We start from the raw sequence: 16,637 nt of genomic DNA on the forward strand, positions 1-16,637 counted from the left end.
TAGAAAATGAAAGTGGGATTATCAGCTTGCTCAAATGGACACAGTAATGAGTGGGCATATCAAATAGATGAGTTAGAAGAAGTCCTTGATAGTATGGGGATAGAAACAGTTAGAGCCCCTCACATTATGTCAAAGGTTGATGAATTTAGTGGCTCAGATAAAGAGAGGGCTGCTGACCTAATGAGTTTTTATAAGGATGATTCTATAGAATCTATTTATGATATTTCAGGCGGAGATTTAGCAAATGGTGTGTTGAAATATCTAGATTTTGATGTGATTGCTAAGTCCAATAAGACATTTTGGGGCTATAGTGATTTAACTACTATCGTAAATGCGATATATACCATGACAGGTAAATCTTCTGTATTATATCAAGTGAAAAATATGGTTTATTCAGATGACCCATTGTTGAAAGATAGATTTCAGGCATATATAGATGGAGATAAAGCCAAGCTATTCAACATAAACTATACCTTTCTCCAGAACAATGTCATGGAGGGCGTTGTGGTTGGAGGAAATATCAGATGCTTCACTAAGCTTGCAGGTACAAAGTATTGGCCTGATATGAAAGGAAAAATATTGCTACTAGAATCCTATGGAGGTGGCTCAGGCCAGATAGCAACACTCTTAGCACAGCTTGAGCAAATTGGAGTATTTGATGAAGTGGCAGGAGTGTTACTTGGCACATTTACAAATTATGAAAAGGAAAATCTTCAATTGACAGTTTATGATTTATTAAAAATGCATATTAGAGAAGATTTACCAGTTGCCTCAACAAGAGAAATTGGTCATGGATTTGATTCTAAGGCAATTTTTATTGGTGAGAAAATAAAACTAAGTTAGAGACACGCGCCTTTTGGGCATATAATTATTGAGGAGGTTTAATATCGTATGAACCAAAAAGAAAGAATGCTTGCTAATCTTCCATACAAGGCTTGGATGGACGGGCTTAGCGAAGAGCGATTGGAAAATAAAAAGAGGATTTTCAAGTACAACAATATGAATCCAGGCGACACAGCTGGAAAGGACAAGCTAATCAAAGAAATCCTCGGAAAAACAGGCAAAGAAATCAATGTTGAAGCCCCTTTCCACTGCGACTATGGCTACAACATCGAAGTTGGCGAAAACTTTTTTGCAAACTACAACCTGGTGATACTAGATGTGGCCAAGGTCAAAATCGGTGACAACGCCCAGATAGCACCAAACGTTGCCATTTACACTGCCGGTCATCCTATTCATCCTGATTCTCGCAATTCAGGTTACGAATATGGAATCGACATCACTATTGGTGATAACGTATGGATTGGCGGAAACACCTGCATCATGCCGGGGGTAACAATTGGAAATAACGTAGTCATCGGTGGAGGAAGCGTGGTAACCAAAGATCTTCCAGATAACGTAATTGCGGTAGGAAATCCATGCAGGATAGTGCGAGAAATCACTGAGGACGACAGAGATTATTATTTTAAAGATAGAAAATTTGATGTAGAAGATTACAAGTAGAAAGATTTGCAATATAATTTTATTCATGGGACATCCCAAAGATGGTTAGAAACTATTGTATATAGATAAAAGGAGAATTGTCATGGTAAAACACATTATTTTATGGACACTTAAGGACGAGCTTTCAGCAGAAGAAAAGGAGCAGGTAAAGCTTGGTATTAAAGAAGGATTAGAAGGCCTTGCAGGAAAGATTCCTGGAATGATTGATATCAAGGTTAACATCAACGGACTTGCCAGCTCAAATGCTGATTTGATGCTTGATTCTACTTTTGAAAATGAAGAGGCTTTAAAGGGCTACGCAGTTCACCCAGAGCATGTTGCAGTAGCCGATGGAAAGGTTAGACCTTACACTAAAATCAGAAGCTGCCTTGATTTTGAGGTATAGAAGGGCGGAGAGCAATATGAGCAAGAAGTTAGCAGTAATTTTTCCAGGAGTAGGCTATCATACTGACAAGCCCCTTCTATATTATTCCAAAAAGCTTGCAAGCAATAAAGACTACGAAGTGGTAGAAGTAAAGTATGCTTTGCCAGAGCCAGGCTCAGTAATCAAGGCTGATGAAGAAAAAAGAATGCAGGCCTTTGACACAGCTTTTGAACAGGTGACAGAGCAGCTAAAAGATATCGTATTTGCGGATTATGAAAGGGTTGTTTTCATAGGAAAAAGCATCGGCACCGCCTTGGCAGCCAGATACAACATGACCTATGAGCTTGAAGCCGACCAAATCATCTTCACACCAATCGAAACCACATTTGCCTACATTAATCCATGCGAGGGCTTTGTGTTCCACGGCGATGCAGATCCACTTTGCGATACAGATATGTGCACACAGCTTTGCGATGAGCTATCCCTCACATACGTGGTAATTCCTGGGGCAAATCATTCCCTTGAAACAGGGAACATTTCTGTTGATATAGAAAATCTTAGTAAAGTGATGGCTATGGTTAATAAGTTACTATAAGGACCTTAGATAAAATATTTAGAAAAAACTCTTGATTTTTATAATAAACCTGATACAATTCGATTGTACACAACTATTATCAAACAAGAGGATATGTAATAGTTCCGCTGGCAGTTTGCCGATGGAATCAATTATCCATATTTCTTCTTAAATTGGGGAAGCAAGGCAGGCGCTATTGTTTTCACAAAAGAACAATTTGAATTAAGGAGGTTTCAAAATGAGTAAAGCAGTTAGATATTATTCAAGAAGTGGTAACACAAAGGCATTGGCAGAGGCAATTGCAACTGGTGCAGGTGTCACAGCATTGTCTGTAGATGATAGATCAGCAGTGATCACTGAACCAGTAGACACATTGTTTATTGGCGGTGGCTTATATGCTTACGGAATAGATAAAAAGCTTAAAAGCTTTATCAACACATTAGATTCAAACAAGGTTAAGAAGGCCGCAGTTTTCTCAACCTCATGGCTTTCAAAGCATGCTCTTGATATTGTAAAGAATGAGCTTAAGGCCAAAGGAATTGAGGTTGTTGAAGAAACCTGCTATGCAAAAAATATGCCAGGGGCAAATGAGCTTAAGGCTGCTGTAGAATTTGGTACTAAATTCTAAATATAGCCAAAGCTGGGGACATCATTGAGGAGGTAATGTAATGAGACCAATACTTAGAAATAAGTTATATCTCTATTTGACGGAGTTTTTTGCGGGAATGTCAGTTATGGCAGTGGAATTAGGTGCTAGCAGATTGCTTGCACCTTATTTTAGTTCATCACAGATAGTTTGGACCATCATCATCGGCACCATAATGATTGCCATGGCGCTGGGAAATCTATATGGTGGTCGAATGGCGGATAAGGATCCAAATCCTGACAAGCTGTACATGCGCATAATCGTTGCAGCTATTTGGATTGCCGCGATTCCTGTTGTAGGAAAATACATAATCATTGGCATATCAGCGCTGTTGATTTTTACTGTTAGCAACAATTTTCTGGTTATAGCAGGCTTTGTTGCTTGCATGGTGATATTCGTATTTCCGTTATTTTTGCTGGGAACAGTAACACCATCACTGGTAAAGTTTTCCGTAGATAGCTTAGACGACAGCGGAAGCGTAGTTGGAAAGCTTAACGCCAGCAACACAATAGGAAGCATTATTGGTACCTTTGTGCCAACCTTCATCAGCATTCCAGCAGTTGGAACAGCTGTTACATTTCTGATTTTCGCTGGTATTTTGCTAATCCTATGCGTCATTTATTTCGCCAGTTCAAAAGTAAATTTTTTAAAAGCCAAGAGGGTACCTGTTAGCATCGCTTTGTTTTTAGTCTGCTGCCTTCTTGGCCACAGCAATAGCTTTGCTTTTTGGCAGACTGACCTTACTTACGAGGGCGAATCTATTTACAACTATTTGCAGGTCTACGAGAATGACAAACAGGTGGTATTATCTACCAATGTTTTGTTCGGAACTCAATCCGTATATGCGAAGGAAAAGGGGCCAACAGGATATTATTACGACCATGCAATGGCAGCCGTCTACATGGGCAGAAATGATAAAAAAGACACCCCAACAAAGATACTAATCCTTGGAAATGGCTCGGGCACCTACGCCACTCAGTGCGAAAGATATTTTGATAATGTCGAAATAACAGGTGTTGAAATTGACGAGAAAATCACATCTCTTGCCCACAAATATTTCGAGCTCCCAAAGGACGTACCTGTTGTAACCTATGATGGCAGGGCTTATCTAAATGTCATCGATGATAAATATGACATAATAATGGTTGATGCATATCAGGACATAACCATTCCATTCCAAATGTCCAGCGTTGAATTCTTTACATTGGTCAAGAATCATTTGACTGACAATGGCGTGATGGTGGTCAACCTTAACATGCGAAGCGATGAAAAGAATAATATCAACTATTATTTAGCAGATACTATCGGCCAGGTCTTTCCTTACATAATGACATCTAATGTTCAGAACAATACAAATCGAATCCTGTTCGCCAGCATGAATGACGATATGGAACAAAAGCTGGCTACAGGGGTTGCAGCTGAAACTGATGATGATTTAATCTATATGATGTCAAAGGTTCAGGAGAATCTTACCAGCTATCAACCAGGGAATTTGATTCTGACAGACGACAAGGCTCCAGTGGAGCTTTTAGGAATGCAGATAATCGATGAGTTGATTGCCGGAGAGGTTGGCTACTACAAAGATATTTATAAAAACCAGGGTTTAGAAGGACTTATAAATATGCTGTAATGCACATCTTATGACTAAATAAAATTACTATTAAGAAAAGATGGTGAACACATAAAATGAATAATATGTTTGATGATGAATCGATAAATATTGATGAATATAATACAGATAGCCGAGGCGTTGAGCTTGCAAAGAAATATCTCTTAAGCAGGAGAATTGTTTTGTTGTATTGCTTAGCCAGTCTGTTTTTAGTTTATTATTGGTTTATAAAGAAAGATTTCTTTGGCCTCTATTTGGTTAAAGCGGCTTATGTTTACATAGCACTAGAAATCCTAGTTTTGAGTAGTGGAATTTTGGCGCTCATTAATAATCATTTTTCTAAAAAGCATAATGATTTTAGTGACCAGGAAAAATTTGATTTTAACTACTTCCTTTATTACAAAGCAAAGCTTAAAACTAAATTCTTAAAAAACAGGCTTCTCGTTCATATGGCTATGAACTGTGCCTTGATGGGAGATAAAGCCAAATGCCGCGAAGCTCTTAGCCTGGTCACAGGCAACTATCAGCCAAATGCTCTTAAAATATTGCAGGAATGGCTGGATTCTGAGGAAGCTTCAATAGACAGGGAAAAGCTTTTGGCTGAAAAGAAAAAGCCACAGGGCGTTAGACTTTTATTTGCATATGTAATTGTAATAATAGCTTTAATGGTGGCTTGTATAGATTACACAATGCTTATTGCCTATGGATTTTCTAAAACAACCATTTTATTACTTGGTATTTTGCAGGCAATGGGTTTTGGTATTATTTTTATGAGCATTGTTATTTCTATCTGCATGTTTGTAAAAAGAAATAAATCCTTAGACCTGCAGGCTCCGATAAATAAACCATTAAAACTAATAATTGCTATAGTTATAGCGATTGCTGTTGTTTTCTCAAATGATGCCCTCTGGTACGGACTTAGCAGTGATGAAACCGAAGTCAGTGATGAATACGAAACTGATGCTTATGACTACAGCGACAGCTATGAGGAATACAGCGATTATTCTGAGGATGAATACTACGAGGATTCATATCCAACAGAGCTAGATATTATGAATAAAATGATTGTGCTGTGCAACTATTTGCAGAAGGACGGAGTCATCGACGATTTCGCTGTGGAATTAGGCTACACGGCCAAGGGTTACGTCAAGGGTACAGTGGCCCAGGACGATGACTACGTATACATCCTTTATGACAACGGCACAAAGGACGACGACAACGGCAATAGCTGCATCGAGCTTGTCCTAGAAGCAGAGCCTCTAGATGAAAACGGCAATTCCCTAGGCCAATCCGAAGCCAAGCTAATGGGCTTCTACCTAGTCAACCTGGAAACCGATGAAGTTATTGATGAGCACAAAACACATTGGTAAATTTTATAAAGAGATAAATGCATCGAGACTACCTCTATTTGCACCAGTAATTCTATGAAATTTGAAGTTTAGGATTACTGTGAATGCAATAGTTGGTGGTCTCGCTGTGTTTTTAAGGGGTAAAGCTAGATTTCGGGGGATTCAGTTATGCGACGTTATGAGAAAACATGTTTAATCAAAAATACAATATAATATAACAAACATCTTGACTAAACGAATACATGAAAGTATATTAATAGAGCGTTATTAATGTACAGCTGTGAATTTAGTACGTAAGAGCGCAAATTTTTGTCTAGTATTCCGTATGATTTTTTCAATCTAATAATTCCTATTTCATAAAAGATGACGATATTGAAATTTCTTAGGTAAATTTCGCAAATTAAAATCTACAAAAATTAATAATTGGTAATAGATGTAATCTGCAATAGCGGTTACGCATCAATTATTACATGAAACATAGTGTATATGTATTTCTTTACGTATGCCTATATATCAGCCGACCTGGCAGTGTACGGTAAAACTAATGTGGTATTTAGTATTTCCGTATTTTATCCCCAAAACCAGTTATGTTAAATATACATTTTCGATACTTAAGAGAGACAAGGAGATATTTTGATGATTGAAGATATTAGTAGTCTATTAATTGACCAGCTTGAAGAGATTCAGAACCTGCTTAAAAAATCTAATAGAAATATGATTAAATATAAAGATGTTCCTAAAAAACATATATATATTTCCAAATGTAATGGAACCTATCAATATTATGAAGCAATTAATGGTGAACGAAAATATATAGCTAAGAAGGATGTAAAGAATTACACCAAATATTTGCAACGTGATTACGAAGAAAAAGTAAACAGGCTTTTATTGAAGCTTGAAAAATCAATAAAATCATTCGCTAAAAATTATGATGTGAAAGAGATTAACAATATTTATGAAAACTACAATGAGGAGAGAAAAAATGTGATAGTTCCCCTTGCGGAAACAGATGGACTGTTCATATCCAGATGGCGAAGTGAAATGCTTGGGAATCAAAATAAATTCTACGAGAAGGGGAACTTTAAAACTCGACGAGGAGAATTTGTTAGATCTAAATCAGAAATGATTATAGCGGATTATTTTAATGAATATGGCTTAGATTATGTATACGAACCTGAATTGAAGCTTTCAGAGGATAATGTCATTTATCCAGATTTTGCAATATTGAATGTTCGAAAAAGGAAAACTATATATTGGGAACATCTAGGTATGATTGATGATGGTGAGTATGCAATTAAAAACTTTAATAAGCTAAGAGAATATGAGAGGGCAGGCTACACGATAGGAAATAACATTGTCTTTTCAATGGAATCAATGGAACGACCTTTGGACATAGAAGAAATAGAAAAGAAAATCAAGGAATATTGCGTTTAGTTGGGAGAAATAATGAATAATATAAATGAACCTATAAGTATTTTAAAGAAGTATTATGGCTATGATGATTTTAGAGAAGGTCAAGAATCTGTCATCAATACTATTTTAGAAGGAAATGATTGTTTGGCAATTATGCCTACTGGGGCAGGTAAATCGATATGTTATCAAATACCAGCATTAATGTTTGATGGTATTACAATTGTGATTTCGCCATTAATATCACTTATGCAAGATCAGGTGAAGGCGCTAAAAAGCGCTCAGATAGAAGCCTGCTATATAAATTCTTATCTGACAGATTTGGAAATAGCTAAAGTTTTCGCAGATGTTTCAGCTGGAAAATACAAAATAATGTATGTTTCACCAGAAAGATTAGATAACGTAAAATTTTGGGAATATTGCAGGTCGTTAAACATTTCTATGGTTACAGTAGATGAAGCCCATTGTCTTTCACAATGGGGCCAGGATTTTAGACCAAGCTATCTTAGAATTTCAGAATTTGTAAAAAGATTACCCAAAAGACCAGTAGTAAGCGGATTTACAGCCACGGCAACTGCTGCTGTTAAAAATGACATTATTAAAAGATTAGAATTGATAAATCCGCAAATAACTAGTACAGGCTATGATAGAACTAATCTATATTATCGAGTGGAAGCAACCACCAAAAAAGAGAAATACATTGTTGATTACATACTTCAACATCAAAATCAGGCTGGCATTATATATTGCGCAACAAGAAAAAATGTAGAAAAAATATACGAAGCTTTAATAAAGGCGGACATTAATGCAACTATGTATCATGCTGGTTTAAGCAATAGCAATAGAAAAAAGAATCAAGATGACTTTATTTATGATAGAAAAGATATTATTGTTGCAACTAATGCTTTTGGAATGGGAATAGATAAATCTAATGTTAGATTTGTAATTCATTATAATATGCCACAAAGCATTGAAAACTATTATCAGGAAGCAGGACGAGCTGGTAGAGATGGTGAAGAAGCTGAGTGTACATTGTTGTTTTCATCCCAGGATATAGTGATAAATAAGTTTTTGCTTGAAAATAAGGATTTTAGTAATGTATCACACGAAGATGTAGAGCTTGTAAAGCATAATGACTCGTTGAGATTAAAATCTATGATTGAATATTGTCAAACAACAAGTTGTTTAAGAGACTATATTTTGACCTACTTTGGTGAAAATAAAAAAGGGGATTGTAATAAATGTGGCAATTGCAGTAGAGAATACAAAGTTGCTGATATGAAAGAACAGGCAAAATGGGTTATTAATTGTGTTGCCGAAACAAAGGGAAGCTACGGAATAAATGTTGTAATAAAAACTCTTAGAGGCGCAAGAAGCTCAAAACTAATAGATATTGGAGCTGTAAATTACAAGTCTTATGGGCGGCTTAAGGATGAAACAGAAGTTAATCTGCGAACTTTAATTAATCAAATGATTTGTGACGGCCTGCTTGTTCAAACAGATAGTAAATATAGTGTTCTTCGAATGGGAAATATTGATAGATTGAAGCAAGCAGAGCCATATAATGTAAAGCAGTGCAAAAGTGTAAAGAAAAAAGCTCCTAGCAATAATATTAAAGATAAAAAAGATGAGACTTTATTTGAGTTGCTTAGAAAACTTAGGTTGAGATTAGCAAAAGAAGAGGGGATGCCTCCTTATATCGTATTTAGCGATAAGACTTTAGTTGACATGGTTAATAAATGTCCAAAGACAATAGATGAGTTCCTGGATGTATCAGGTGTTGGCCAAGCGAAAGCTGAAAAATATGGAGATGAGTTCATAGGCGCAATAGTTGAATATAGCAGAAACAGCTCTAAGAATATGAATTTACATGAAAATGACTGCTAATTAACAGATTTACCGTAGGAGCAAAAACATTAAGGACTAAAAAATACATAAAAAAGCCTTCCTTAAAGAAAAATGTCGTAGTGATTTGCTTTGCCCAAATTGAATACTACGGTAAAACAAGTAAAGCATATGATTCTTATGTAACAGCAACAATGTGGACATCTAAGAATTTACGGAAAAATGTGATGCCATTCTAGATTTTATGTATGCAGACGAGAATAGAAAAAAATGGGATACGTTAAAAATAAAGAATTTAACAGCTTTACCGTAACCCGCACCCAAACGCTGGAACAAATCTACCAACCAAAGATGAAATATGCCATAACTTCCAATGTTTGGTATAATACATTAGGATAACAGACAAGAGGAAGATAAAGAAGGAGCGCAAAATGAACCAAATAATAGAAAATCAGAAGTTAAAGCTCACTGTTTCAGACCATGGAGCAGAGATAAAGTCATTAATTCGTAAAAGCGATAATAGAGAGATGATGTGGCAGGCGGATGCAGCATTTTGGGGAAGAACTTCACCAGTGTTGTTCCCAGTGGTGGGCTGCTACTATCAGAAAAAGTCAATTTATGAGGGCAACATATATGAGATGGGGCAGCATGGCTTTGCCAGAGATATGGATTTCACATTTGTTGCAAAAGAGGATAACAGGCTTACCTATGAGTTGACCTCAAATGAGTTGACTCACGAGAAGTATCCATTCGATTTCAAGCTCACAATCAGCTATATATTAGAGGATTCCACAGTTAAGGTTTGCTGGAAGGTGGACAACACAGATTACAGAAGAATCCATTTTTCAATTGGAGCGCATCCTGCATTTAACTGTAGCCTTGATACAGATTATTTGCTATTCGAAAAGGAAGGCAAGCCAGTAGATGCAATTACCGCAAATGTTATTGCAAATGATGGCAGCGGTTGCCTTTCAGACCAGCAGGATACTTACAAATTAGAGAGCGGCGTATTAAAGATGTCAGATGAGGTATTTGCCAAGGATGCCCTTGTTATAGAAGACAAGCAGGCTGATAAGGTTACAATACTTGATAGCAACAAGCAACCATTTATCACAGTTACCTGCCCTACTCCACTATTTGGGGTGTGGTCACCAGTGGGAAAGCATGCGCCATTTGTATGCATCGAGCCATGGTACGGAAGATGCGATAGAGTAGGCTTCAACCAGATGCTTGAGGAGAGAGAGTACGGTAACAGCCTCAATACAAATGATAGCTTCCTAAGTGAGTATCAAATCACAGTATGCTAATAGTAACTGCCTACAGGCGTTTATTCACATTTTTATAAACTTTATATGGTAAATTACATTTTGTAGTATTGATTTTATTAGGAAATAGATAGTGAAAGGTGAGCTATGTTAGAGGTAGAGAGTTGGGTAACACTGAATTTCTTCACATCGTTTCTGCTGGTGCTTTTGTTGATTTTCCAAAACAAATCATCAAAGCTACAGAATGGTAGAAAGTATTCCGCCATTCTTACTTGCACCCTTATTTTGCTCGCCTCGGAATCTATAGGAAGAATTGGAGAAACCTATCCGGAAGAATTGCTGTTTTTGGCAAGGATAGGTTACTTCATGATTTTCTTATTGGATCCGGTAGACATTCTATTTGCCATATATTATATGGATTGCTGGATGGATGAGGGCAATAAATATTCAAGAAACGTCTTTAGGATTGCCTTTGAACTATTCGCAATTTCAAATATTCTTTTAGTAACATTTTCAGTTCTATTTAACACAAGATGGTTTTTCTATTTCGAGGATAACATATATTATCGTGGGCAATATTTCTATCTAAGAGCAATAATGCTTATGATATTTATATGCCTTCTGGTAGTTTACGCTGTTATGTTCAGAGATAATTTCATGAGTGAGTATAAGAAGACCGTGCTATTTTTGCCAGTATTTTCATTTGTTGGCGCGGTGTTGCAGGTTTTCCTGGCCAATCTTGATACAACCTACGCGGGCATTTCCCTAGGCTGTCTAATTGTATTTTTCTTTTTCCAAAGCAAGGATGTAAATGTAGATTATCTTACAGGGGTGCTTAACAGGCGTGGCCTGGATATAAAGCTGCAGGATATGGTAAAAAATTCCTCCGCCAATGGAAGAGATTTTATGGCGGTGATGATAGACATAGATAATTTCAAGGAAATAAATGATAGCATGGGCCATGATGAAGGGGATAAGGCAATCAAGCTTGTAGCTGATTTGTTGGTAGATATTTTTGGGGCAGATGCCAATATTGGCCGCTTCGGTGGAGATGAATTTTGCGTGGCAGTAGATAATCTTTCGGAATATGAAATGTCTAAGAGGATTGACCAGCTCCATGCTGCACTGGCAAAAACTGCAAAAAAGCATGGTTGGCCTAAAGGTGTGGATGTGAGCTGCGGCTGCAAAGAATACTTCCATGGCAGCGGTGTAAGTGCCGCGGATTTCCAGCAGAACCTGGATAAGCTGATGTACCTGGAAAAGCAAAAACACCATGAAAAAAACTTAATGTAGACTTAACTTGTGACAATAATCATAATTGAGTATAATTATCGTATATACCATAAGGAGGGGGTGCATTATGATAATTAGCGAGAGAATTTTCATGTTAATGGAAGAAAAAGGGGTTTCACAGCTTGAGATGGCTACACGTACGGGGATTGCCCAGAGTACCATCAGTGATTGGAAGAGGAAAAAGACCAATCCTTCTGCAGATAAAATCATGACTATCTGTGACGTACTTGATGTTTCGCCATTTGAGGTTTTGCAGGACACCATTCCTTCAAAGGGGGCAGGAGAGGTGGACTTCCTTATAGCAAGCGAGGGCACTGCAGAATATGAGGTGCTTAAGAAAATGGAAAAACTAAATAAGAAGACTAAGGAGGAACTTAAGACCTACGTTAAGAATCTTAAGAATAAAAAGTAATTAAAATGGATAGAAAGAAAAAGATTATACAGACAAGTATCCTTGGTATAGTGGCAAACTGTTTACTTGCAGGCTTTAAGGCATTTGTAGGTGCAGTCACTGGCTCTATCGCCATTGTACTGGATGCGGTTAACAACTTAAGTGATGCTTTATCATCCGTAATTACGATAATTGGAACAAAGATAGCAGGCAAGGAGCCAGATAAAAAACATCCACTTGGACATGGAAGAGTGGAATATATCAGTGCTGCGATTATTGCTATTATCGTTTCTTATGCTGGTATTACTTCGTTAATTGAGTCTGTTAAGAAGCTTATTAATCCATCAACGCCAGAATACACTACTACCAGCCTTATTATTGTGGCAGTGGCAGTGGTTGTAAAAATCGTATTAGGCACCTACGTTAAAAAGGTAGGTAAAGAGGTTAATTCCGATTCTCTGGTTGCATCTGGTGAAGATGCAAAGCTTGATGCCGTAATTTCAACATCTACACTTGTGGCTGCCATAATTTTTATTATTTCAGGAGTCAGCCTTGAGGCTTGGCTTGGTGCGATTATCTCTATAGTGATTATCAAATCAGGCTATGAAATGATTGCAGACACAATTTCCCATATACTTGGAGAGCGTATTGAGATGCAGCTTTCCCACGAAATCAAGCGAATAGTTGTTAGCTTTGATGAAGTGCTTGGTGCATATGATTTAAGCTTGCACAACTATGGACCAGAGAGATATGTTGGCTCAATTCATATTGAGGTAGACGAGGATATGAGCATGGCTCGTCTTGACCAGCTACAGCGCGAAATTACCTATAAGGTAATGGAAGAGACTGAGGTAGTTTTAGAGGGTATAGGCATTTATTGCAAAAATAAAAAGGATTCCCCTGCAGATTTATTGAGAAAAGAATTATCAAGATTTGCAAAGAAATTCGATTATGTAAAACAAATTCATGGCTTCTATTTTGACGAGCAGAAGCAGATTGTAAGCTTCGATTTGGTTATCAGCTTTGATGCGCCAAACAGAAGAAGCTTATTCGACGAAATTGTTGAGGCTATTAAAAAAGAATATCCACAATACAGTTTTAATATAAATATGGATATTGATTTATCTGATTAAAGGAGGAAATAATGAGCTACAAGGAAAGATATGAAGAGTGGTTACAGAAGCTTGACGCTAATGACCCATTAAAAGCAGAGCTTGAAGCTATTAAGAATGATGAAAAGGATATAGAAGATAGATTTTATCAGGATCTTTCATTTGGTACTGCAGGCCTTCGTGGTAAGGTTGGCGCTGGTACAAACCGAATGAATTTCTTTACAGTTGGCAAGGCTTCACAGGGTGTTGCAGATTTCATCGTTTCAAAGGGACAGGAAGCAATGGATAAGGGTGTTGTTATTGCCCACGATCCACGCCATTTCTCAAAGGAATTCTCACATCTTGCAGCAGGTATTTTTGCAGCTAATGGAATCAAGGTTTACGTTTTCCCAGACCTTCGTCCAACACCAGAGCTTGCATTTATGATTAGAAGACTTGGCACAGTTTCAGGTATCAACATCACAGCCAGCCACAATCCAAAGGAATACAACGGCTACAAGGCATACTGGGATGACGGATGCCAGGTTTCATCTGAAATCGCTGATGGCATGACAGAGTGCATCAACGCTGTTGATATGTGGAACGGTATTAAGAAGGCTGATTTTGATGAGTGCGTAAAGGCAGGCAAAATCACAGTTCTTGGTGAAGAGTATGATAGAGAATACTTAGACAAGATTGAGTCTCTTGCAATTCACGAAGGAGACGAGCTTGACCTTAGCATTCCACTTGTTTACACACCACTTAACGGATGCGGTTCAATCCCATTCAGACAGATGCTTACAGACAGAGGCTTCTCTAACTGGACAATCGTACCAGAGCAGGAGAACCCAGATCCTAACTTTACAACAGTAGGTTATCCAAACCCAGAAGATCCAAAGGCTTTCAAGCTTTCAGAGGAATATGGACGCAAGTTTGGTGCTGAGCTTCTTATGGCTACAGACCCAGATTCAGACAGATTTGCTATCGAGATTCGCGACAGCGAGGGCAACTATGTACCACTTAATGGTAACCAGACAGGATACCTTCTTGTAAACTATGTACTTGAAGGACACAAGGATGCTGGCACACTTCCAGCTAAGGGCGCTATGGTTAAATCCATCGTTACATCTACACTTTCTACAATCATGGCAAAGGCTTATGGTGTGGAAATGTTTGAAACTCTTACTGGATTTAAGAACATTTGTGGAAAAATCCCATATCTTCACGAGAATGGTTACACATATCTCTTCGGATATGAGGAGTCAGTTGGATATGCTATCTGCGAAGACATCCGCGACAAGGATGGTATTTCAGCAGGTATGATGGTTGCTGAGGCAGCTGCATATTATCGCAAGCAGGGTAAGACACTTTGGGATGTTCTTCAGGAAATCTACGCTAAGTACGGTTTCTTTGCAGAGGACGAGCCAAACATCATCCTTGAGGGAATCCCTGGAGCACAGCGTATTCAGCGTATGATGAAGTGGTTCAGAGAGAACCTTCCAACAGAGGTTGCTGGCGCAAAGGTTGAAAAGGTAATCGATTACATTAACGGATACGAAGATATCCCAGCACAGAATGCAATCCGCCTATTCTTAGACAACGGCTCATGGTTTGCAATCAGACCTTCAGGAACAGAACCAAAGATTAAGTTCTATTTCTACTCAAACCGTGATTCTCGCGAGAACGCACTTGCAACAAACAAAGCTATCAAAGAAGAGATTTTTGCATTAATCAATTCTGTAGAATAATCAAAAAAAGCACTTACAGGCATTTGTCTGTAGGTGCTTTTATTTTTAATAGTTTTCAAAGCCCAGGTTGATTAGGCGATTGGTTTCGACATAGCGCATGGCTACATTAGAGCCGTCAAACATGGTGCGATTTTTGGCTCCTAAGACTACGGAGATTATAGTTTTTCCCTCGGTGGATGCTACGGATACCAAGCATTGGCCGGCTCTGTTGGCGCTACCTGTTTTGCCGCCGATTATTGTAGGATTGTAGTATATGCTGGCTGTATCCATAAGTAAATCGGTATTTGCCAGTACTCTAGGTGTAGCGCAAAGGTTAGTGGCTGGCAAGACTGCATTGGATCTTCCAAAGTACTGGTTAAAAAGTGGATGTGAGATGGCGTTTAAAGTAATTATGTATAGTGAATATGCGTTGGTGTACATTTTTTCATCTGGGTAGCCAGAAGGATTTGTGAAATTGGTATTAACGCATCCCATCTGGGCAGCTCTGGCATTCATCAGTGCTGCAAAATTTGGAACTGAGCCTGCTATCAATTCTGCTAAAACGTTGCAGGAAAGGCAGTCAGAGCTAACCATGGTAGCGGTAAGAAGCTGATCTACATTTAGCACTTCACCGGCGTTAAGCCTTGGTGTTACATGACTTGCATCTGCGGGAAGTGCTGCTATAGCTGTGTTTGAAACTACAGCAGGAGTATCAAGAGATATCTTGCCAGCCTCGATTGCCTCCACGGTGAGTAAGGCAGTCATAATTTTTGCGGTGCTGGCTGGCTCCAGTTTGTCCAAAGCACCCTGAGTGTATATCAGCTTTCCATTTGAAGCGTTTGCCACCAGCGCGGCCTTTGCGTCAAAGGATGTTAGCTTGTAGGCTGTGGTGTTTGGCGATGTGGACAAGGCCTGCTGAGAAATATAATAAGGTGTTCCGTTTACATCTATCTGCCAAAATCCGTTGGTGGTGCGACCAGTAACATTTACAGGTATATTAGGATTTAAAGTTGTAACGTAGCTGCCAGGATCTGCATCGGAAAAAACTTCAGTGCCTGCACAAGATAAAAGCACTCCCGCTTCAGGTGTCACGGAATATGAAGCTGCATTTGCCGAAATAGTGGTAGAAAATAGAATTGTAGAGCTTGCAGTAACGCATATTGCTAAATTTTTGATTACATTTTTTATAGACTTGAATTTCATCATACTCTCCCCCGTTTACATTAATGATATAGGCGTTTGCAAAACGCCACAAGCCGCGTAAATGCGGCATTTTTTGTTAACTAAAAAAGAATAACTCCCCACTGATATGGTACAATAGAATTGACGAGAAACCACTGTACTAACCAAGAAAGGAGTTATTCTGATATATATGATACCATATAAACAGCTTTCTTTGGCTGATATTTATTCAGACTGCCAAGATAAACTTGAAAATGACAAGCCTGCGTTTCTGGCTCTATTAGAAACCTATATCAATCTTGATGAAATTATCCCGATTTCTTTCAGAAATCATTTCTATGCATCAACGGGCAGAACCCGTAAATACCCTTTGCAAGCGTTACTTTGG

Annotated in this window: 15 protein-coding genes and 1 pseudogene; 15 read left to right on the plus strand and 1 reads right to left on the minus strand. The window is 38.1% G+C overall.

The genetic code is table 11. The features are described 5' to 3' along the window. Window positions 1–6 precede the first annotated feature (6 nt). The 14 genes from BM097_RS12340 to BM097_RS12405 all read left to right on the plus strand — a co-directional run bounded on the left by BM097_RS12340 (window position 7) and on the right by BM097_RS12405 (window position 15,088). Window positions 7–843: an LD-carboxypeptidase gene (locus BM097_RS12340; protein ID WP_090550324.1), complete on the plus strand. Its 837-nt coding sequence runs from the start codon at window positions 7–9 to the stop codon at window positions 841–843. Between the two features lie 48 nt (window positions 844–891). Then, the gene (locus tag BM097_RS12345; RefSeq protein WP_090550329.1) at window positions 892–1,503 is read left to right on the plus strand and encodes a sugar O-acetyltransferase; all 612 of its coding nucleotides are present in this window, start codon (window positions 892–894) and stop codon (window positions 1,501–1,503) included. Between the two features lie 82 nt (window positions 1,504–1,585). After that, window positions 1,586–1,888, plus strand: a complete 303-nt coding sequence (locus BM097_RS12350; RefSeq protein WP_090550334.1) for a Dabb family protein — start codon at window positions 1,586–1,588, stop codon at window positions 1,886–1,888. Between the two features lie 16 nt (window positions 1,889–1,904). After that, entirely contained in the window at window positions 1,905–2,462 is a 558-nt protein-coding gene (locus tag BM097_RS12355) for an alpha/beta hydrolase (protein WP_090550338.1), read from the plus strand. Window positions 2,463–2,679: 217 nt separating this feature from the next. Next, entirely contained in the window at window positions 2,680–3,069 is a 390-nt protein-coding gene (locus tag BM097_RS12360; protein ID WP_090550342.1) for a flavodoxin family protein, read from the plus strand. A gap of 40 nt (window positions 3,070–3,109) precedes the next feature. Continuing rightward, the gene (locus tag BM097_RS12365) at window positions 3,110–4,717 is read left to right on the plus strand and encodes a spermidine synthase (protein ID WP_090550346.1); all 1,608 of its coding nucleotides are present in this window, start codon (window positions 3,110–3,112) and stop codon (window positions 4,715–4,717) included. Window positions 4,718–4,773: 56 nt separating this feature from the next. Further along, the gene (locus BM097_RS12370) at window positions 4,774–6,066 is read left to right on the plus strand and encodes a hypothetical protein (RefSeq protein ID WP_090550350.1); all 1,293 of its coding nucleotides are present in this window, start codon (window positions 4,774–4,776) and stop codon (window positions 6,064–6,066) included. A 615-nt stretch (window positions 6,067–6,681) separates the two neighbouring features. After that, window positions 6,682–7,479: a hypothetical protein gene (locus BM097_RS12375; protein ID WP_090550354.1), complete on the plus strand. Its 798-nt coding sequence runs from the start codon at window positions 6,682–6,684 to the stop codon at window positions 7,477–7,479. 12 nt (window positions 7,480–7,491) lie between these two features. Beyond that, window positions 7,492–9,342, plus strand: coding sequence for a DNA helicase RecQ (recQ, locus tag BM097_RS12380; RefSeq protein ID WP_090550359.1), 1,851 nt, complete (start codon window positions 7,492–7,494; stop codon window positions 9,340–9,342). 389 nt (window positions 9,343–9,731) lie between these two features. Then, window positions 9,732–10,607 carry an aldose 1-epimerase family protein gene (locus BM097_RS12385; protein WP_090550363.1) on the plus strand — a complete coding sequence of 292 codons (876 nt, stop codon included), beginning with the start codon at window positions 9,732–9,734 and terminating at the stop codon, window positions 10,605–10,607. A 105-nt stretch (window positions 10,608–10,712) separates the two neighbouring features. Then, complete coding sequence (locus BM097_RS12390; protein WP_090550368.1) at window positions 10,713–11,858, plus strand: GGDEF domain-containing protein; 1,146 nt, start codon at window positions 10,713–10,715, stop codon at window positions 11,856–11,858. Window positions 11,859–11,925: 67 nt separating this feature from the next. Further along, window positions 11,926–12,270 (plus strand): helix-turn-helix domain-containing protein, encoded by a 345-nt coding sequence (locus BM097_RS12395; protein WP_090550374.1) that lies wholly within the window; start codon window positions 11,926–11,928, stop codon window positions 12,268–12,270. A 5-nt stretch (window positions 12,271–12,275) separates the two neighbouring features. Continuing rightward, entirely contained in the window at window positions 12,276–13,382 is a 1,107-nt protein-coding gene (locus BM097_RS12400) for a cation diffusion facilitator family transporter (RefSeq protein ID WP_090550378.1), read from the plus strand. Between the two features lie 11 nt (window positions 13,383–13,393). After that, window positions 13,394–15,088: a phospho-sugar mutase gene (locus tag BM097_RS12405; RefSeq protein ID WP_090550383.1), complete on the plus strand. Its 1,695-nt coding sequence runs from the start codon at window positions 13,394–13,396 to the stop codon at window positions 15,086–15,088. Between the two features lie 45 nt (window positions 15,089–15,133). Here BM097_RS12405 and BM097_RS12410 read toward each other — a convergent pair whose 3' ends face one another. Beyond that, complete coding sequence (locus tag BM097_RS12410) at window positions 15,134–16,273, minus strand: D-alanyl-D-alanine carboxypeptidase family protein (RefSeq protein WP_090550387.1); 1,140 nt, start codon at window positions 16,271–16,273, stop codon at window positions 15,134–15,136. A gap of 166 nt (window positions 16,274–16,439) precedes the next feature. Between BM097_RS12410 and BM097_RS16535 the strand changes: the two are divergent. Next, window positions 16,440–16,637: pseudogene (locus BM097_RS16535) on the plus strand (ISNCY family transposase); the annotation flags it as partial.

It is taken from the genome of Pseudobutyrivibrio sp. OR37, from assembly GCF_900113655.1.
GTDB lineage: Bacteria > Bacillota > Clostridia > Lachnospirales > Lachnospiraceae > Pseudobutyrivibrio.

Bases quoted from the DNA above. Each gene is read 5' to 3' on its own strand.
- BM097_RS12395 (WP_090550374.1), top strand. From the start codon at position 11,926: ATGATAATTAGCGAGAGAATTTTCATGTTAATGGAAGAAAAAGGGGTT.
- BM097_RS12350 (WP_090550334.1), top strand. From the start codon at position 1,586: ATGGTAAAACACATTATTTTATGGACACTTAAGGACGAGCTTTCAGCA.
- BM097_RS12405 (WP_090550383.1), top strand. From the start codon at position 13,394: ATGAGCTACAAGGAAAGATATGAAGAGTGGTTACAGAAGCTTGACGCT.
- BM097_RS12400 (WP_090550378.1), top strand. From the start codon at position 12,276: ATGGATAGAAAGAAAAAGATTATACAGACAAGTATCCTTGGTATAGTG.
- recQ (WP_090550359.1), top strand. From the start codon at position 7,492: ATGAATAATATAAATGAACCTATAAGTATTTTAAAGAAGTATTATGGC.
- BM097_RS12370 (WP_090550350.1), top strand. From the start codon at position 4,774: ATGAATAATATGTTTGATGATGAATCGATAAATATTGATGAATATAAT.
- BM097_RS12410 (WP_090550387.1), bottom strand. From the start codon at position 16,273: ATGATGAAATTCAAGTCTATAAAAAATGTAATCAAAAATTTAGCAATA.
- BM097_RS12355 (WP_090550338.1), top strand. From the start codon at position 1,905: ATGAGCAAGAAGTTAGCAGTAATTTTTCCAGGAGTAGGCTATCATACT.
- BM097_RS12385 (WP_090550363.1), top strand. From the start codon at position 9,732: ATGAACCAAATAATAGAAAATCAGAAGTTAAAGCTCACTGTTTCAGAC.
- BM097_RS12390 (WP_090550368.1), top strand. From the start codon at position 10,713: ATGTTAGAGGTAGAGAGTTGGGTAACACTGAATTTCTTCACATCGTTT.
- BM097_RS12375 (WP_090550354.1), top strand. From the start codon at position 6,682: ATGATTGAAGATATTAGTAGTCTATTAATTGACCAGCTTGAAGAGATT.
- BM097_RS12360 (WP_090550342.1), top strand. From the start codon at position 2,680: ATGAGTAAAGCAGTTAGATATTATTCAAGAAGTGGTAACACAAAGGCA.
- BM097_RS12365 (WP_090550346.1), top strand. From the start codon at position 3,110: ATGAGACCAATACTTAGAAATAAGTTATATCTCTATTTGACGGAGTTT.
- BM097_RS12345 (WP_090550329.1), top strand. From the start codon at position 892: ATGAACCAAAAAGAAAGAATGCTTGCTAATCTTCCATACAAGGCTTGG.
- BM097_RS12340 (WP_090550324.1), top strand. From the start codon at position 7: ATGAAAGTGGGATTATCAGCTTGCTCAAATGGACACAGTAATGAGTGG.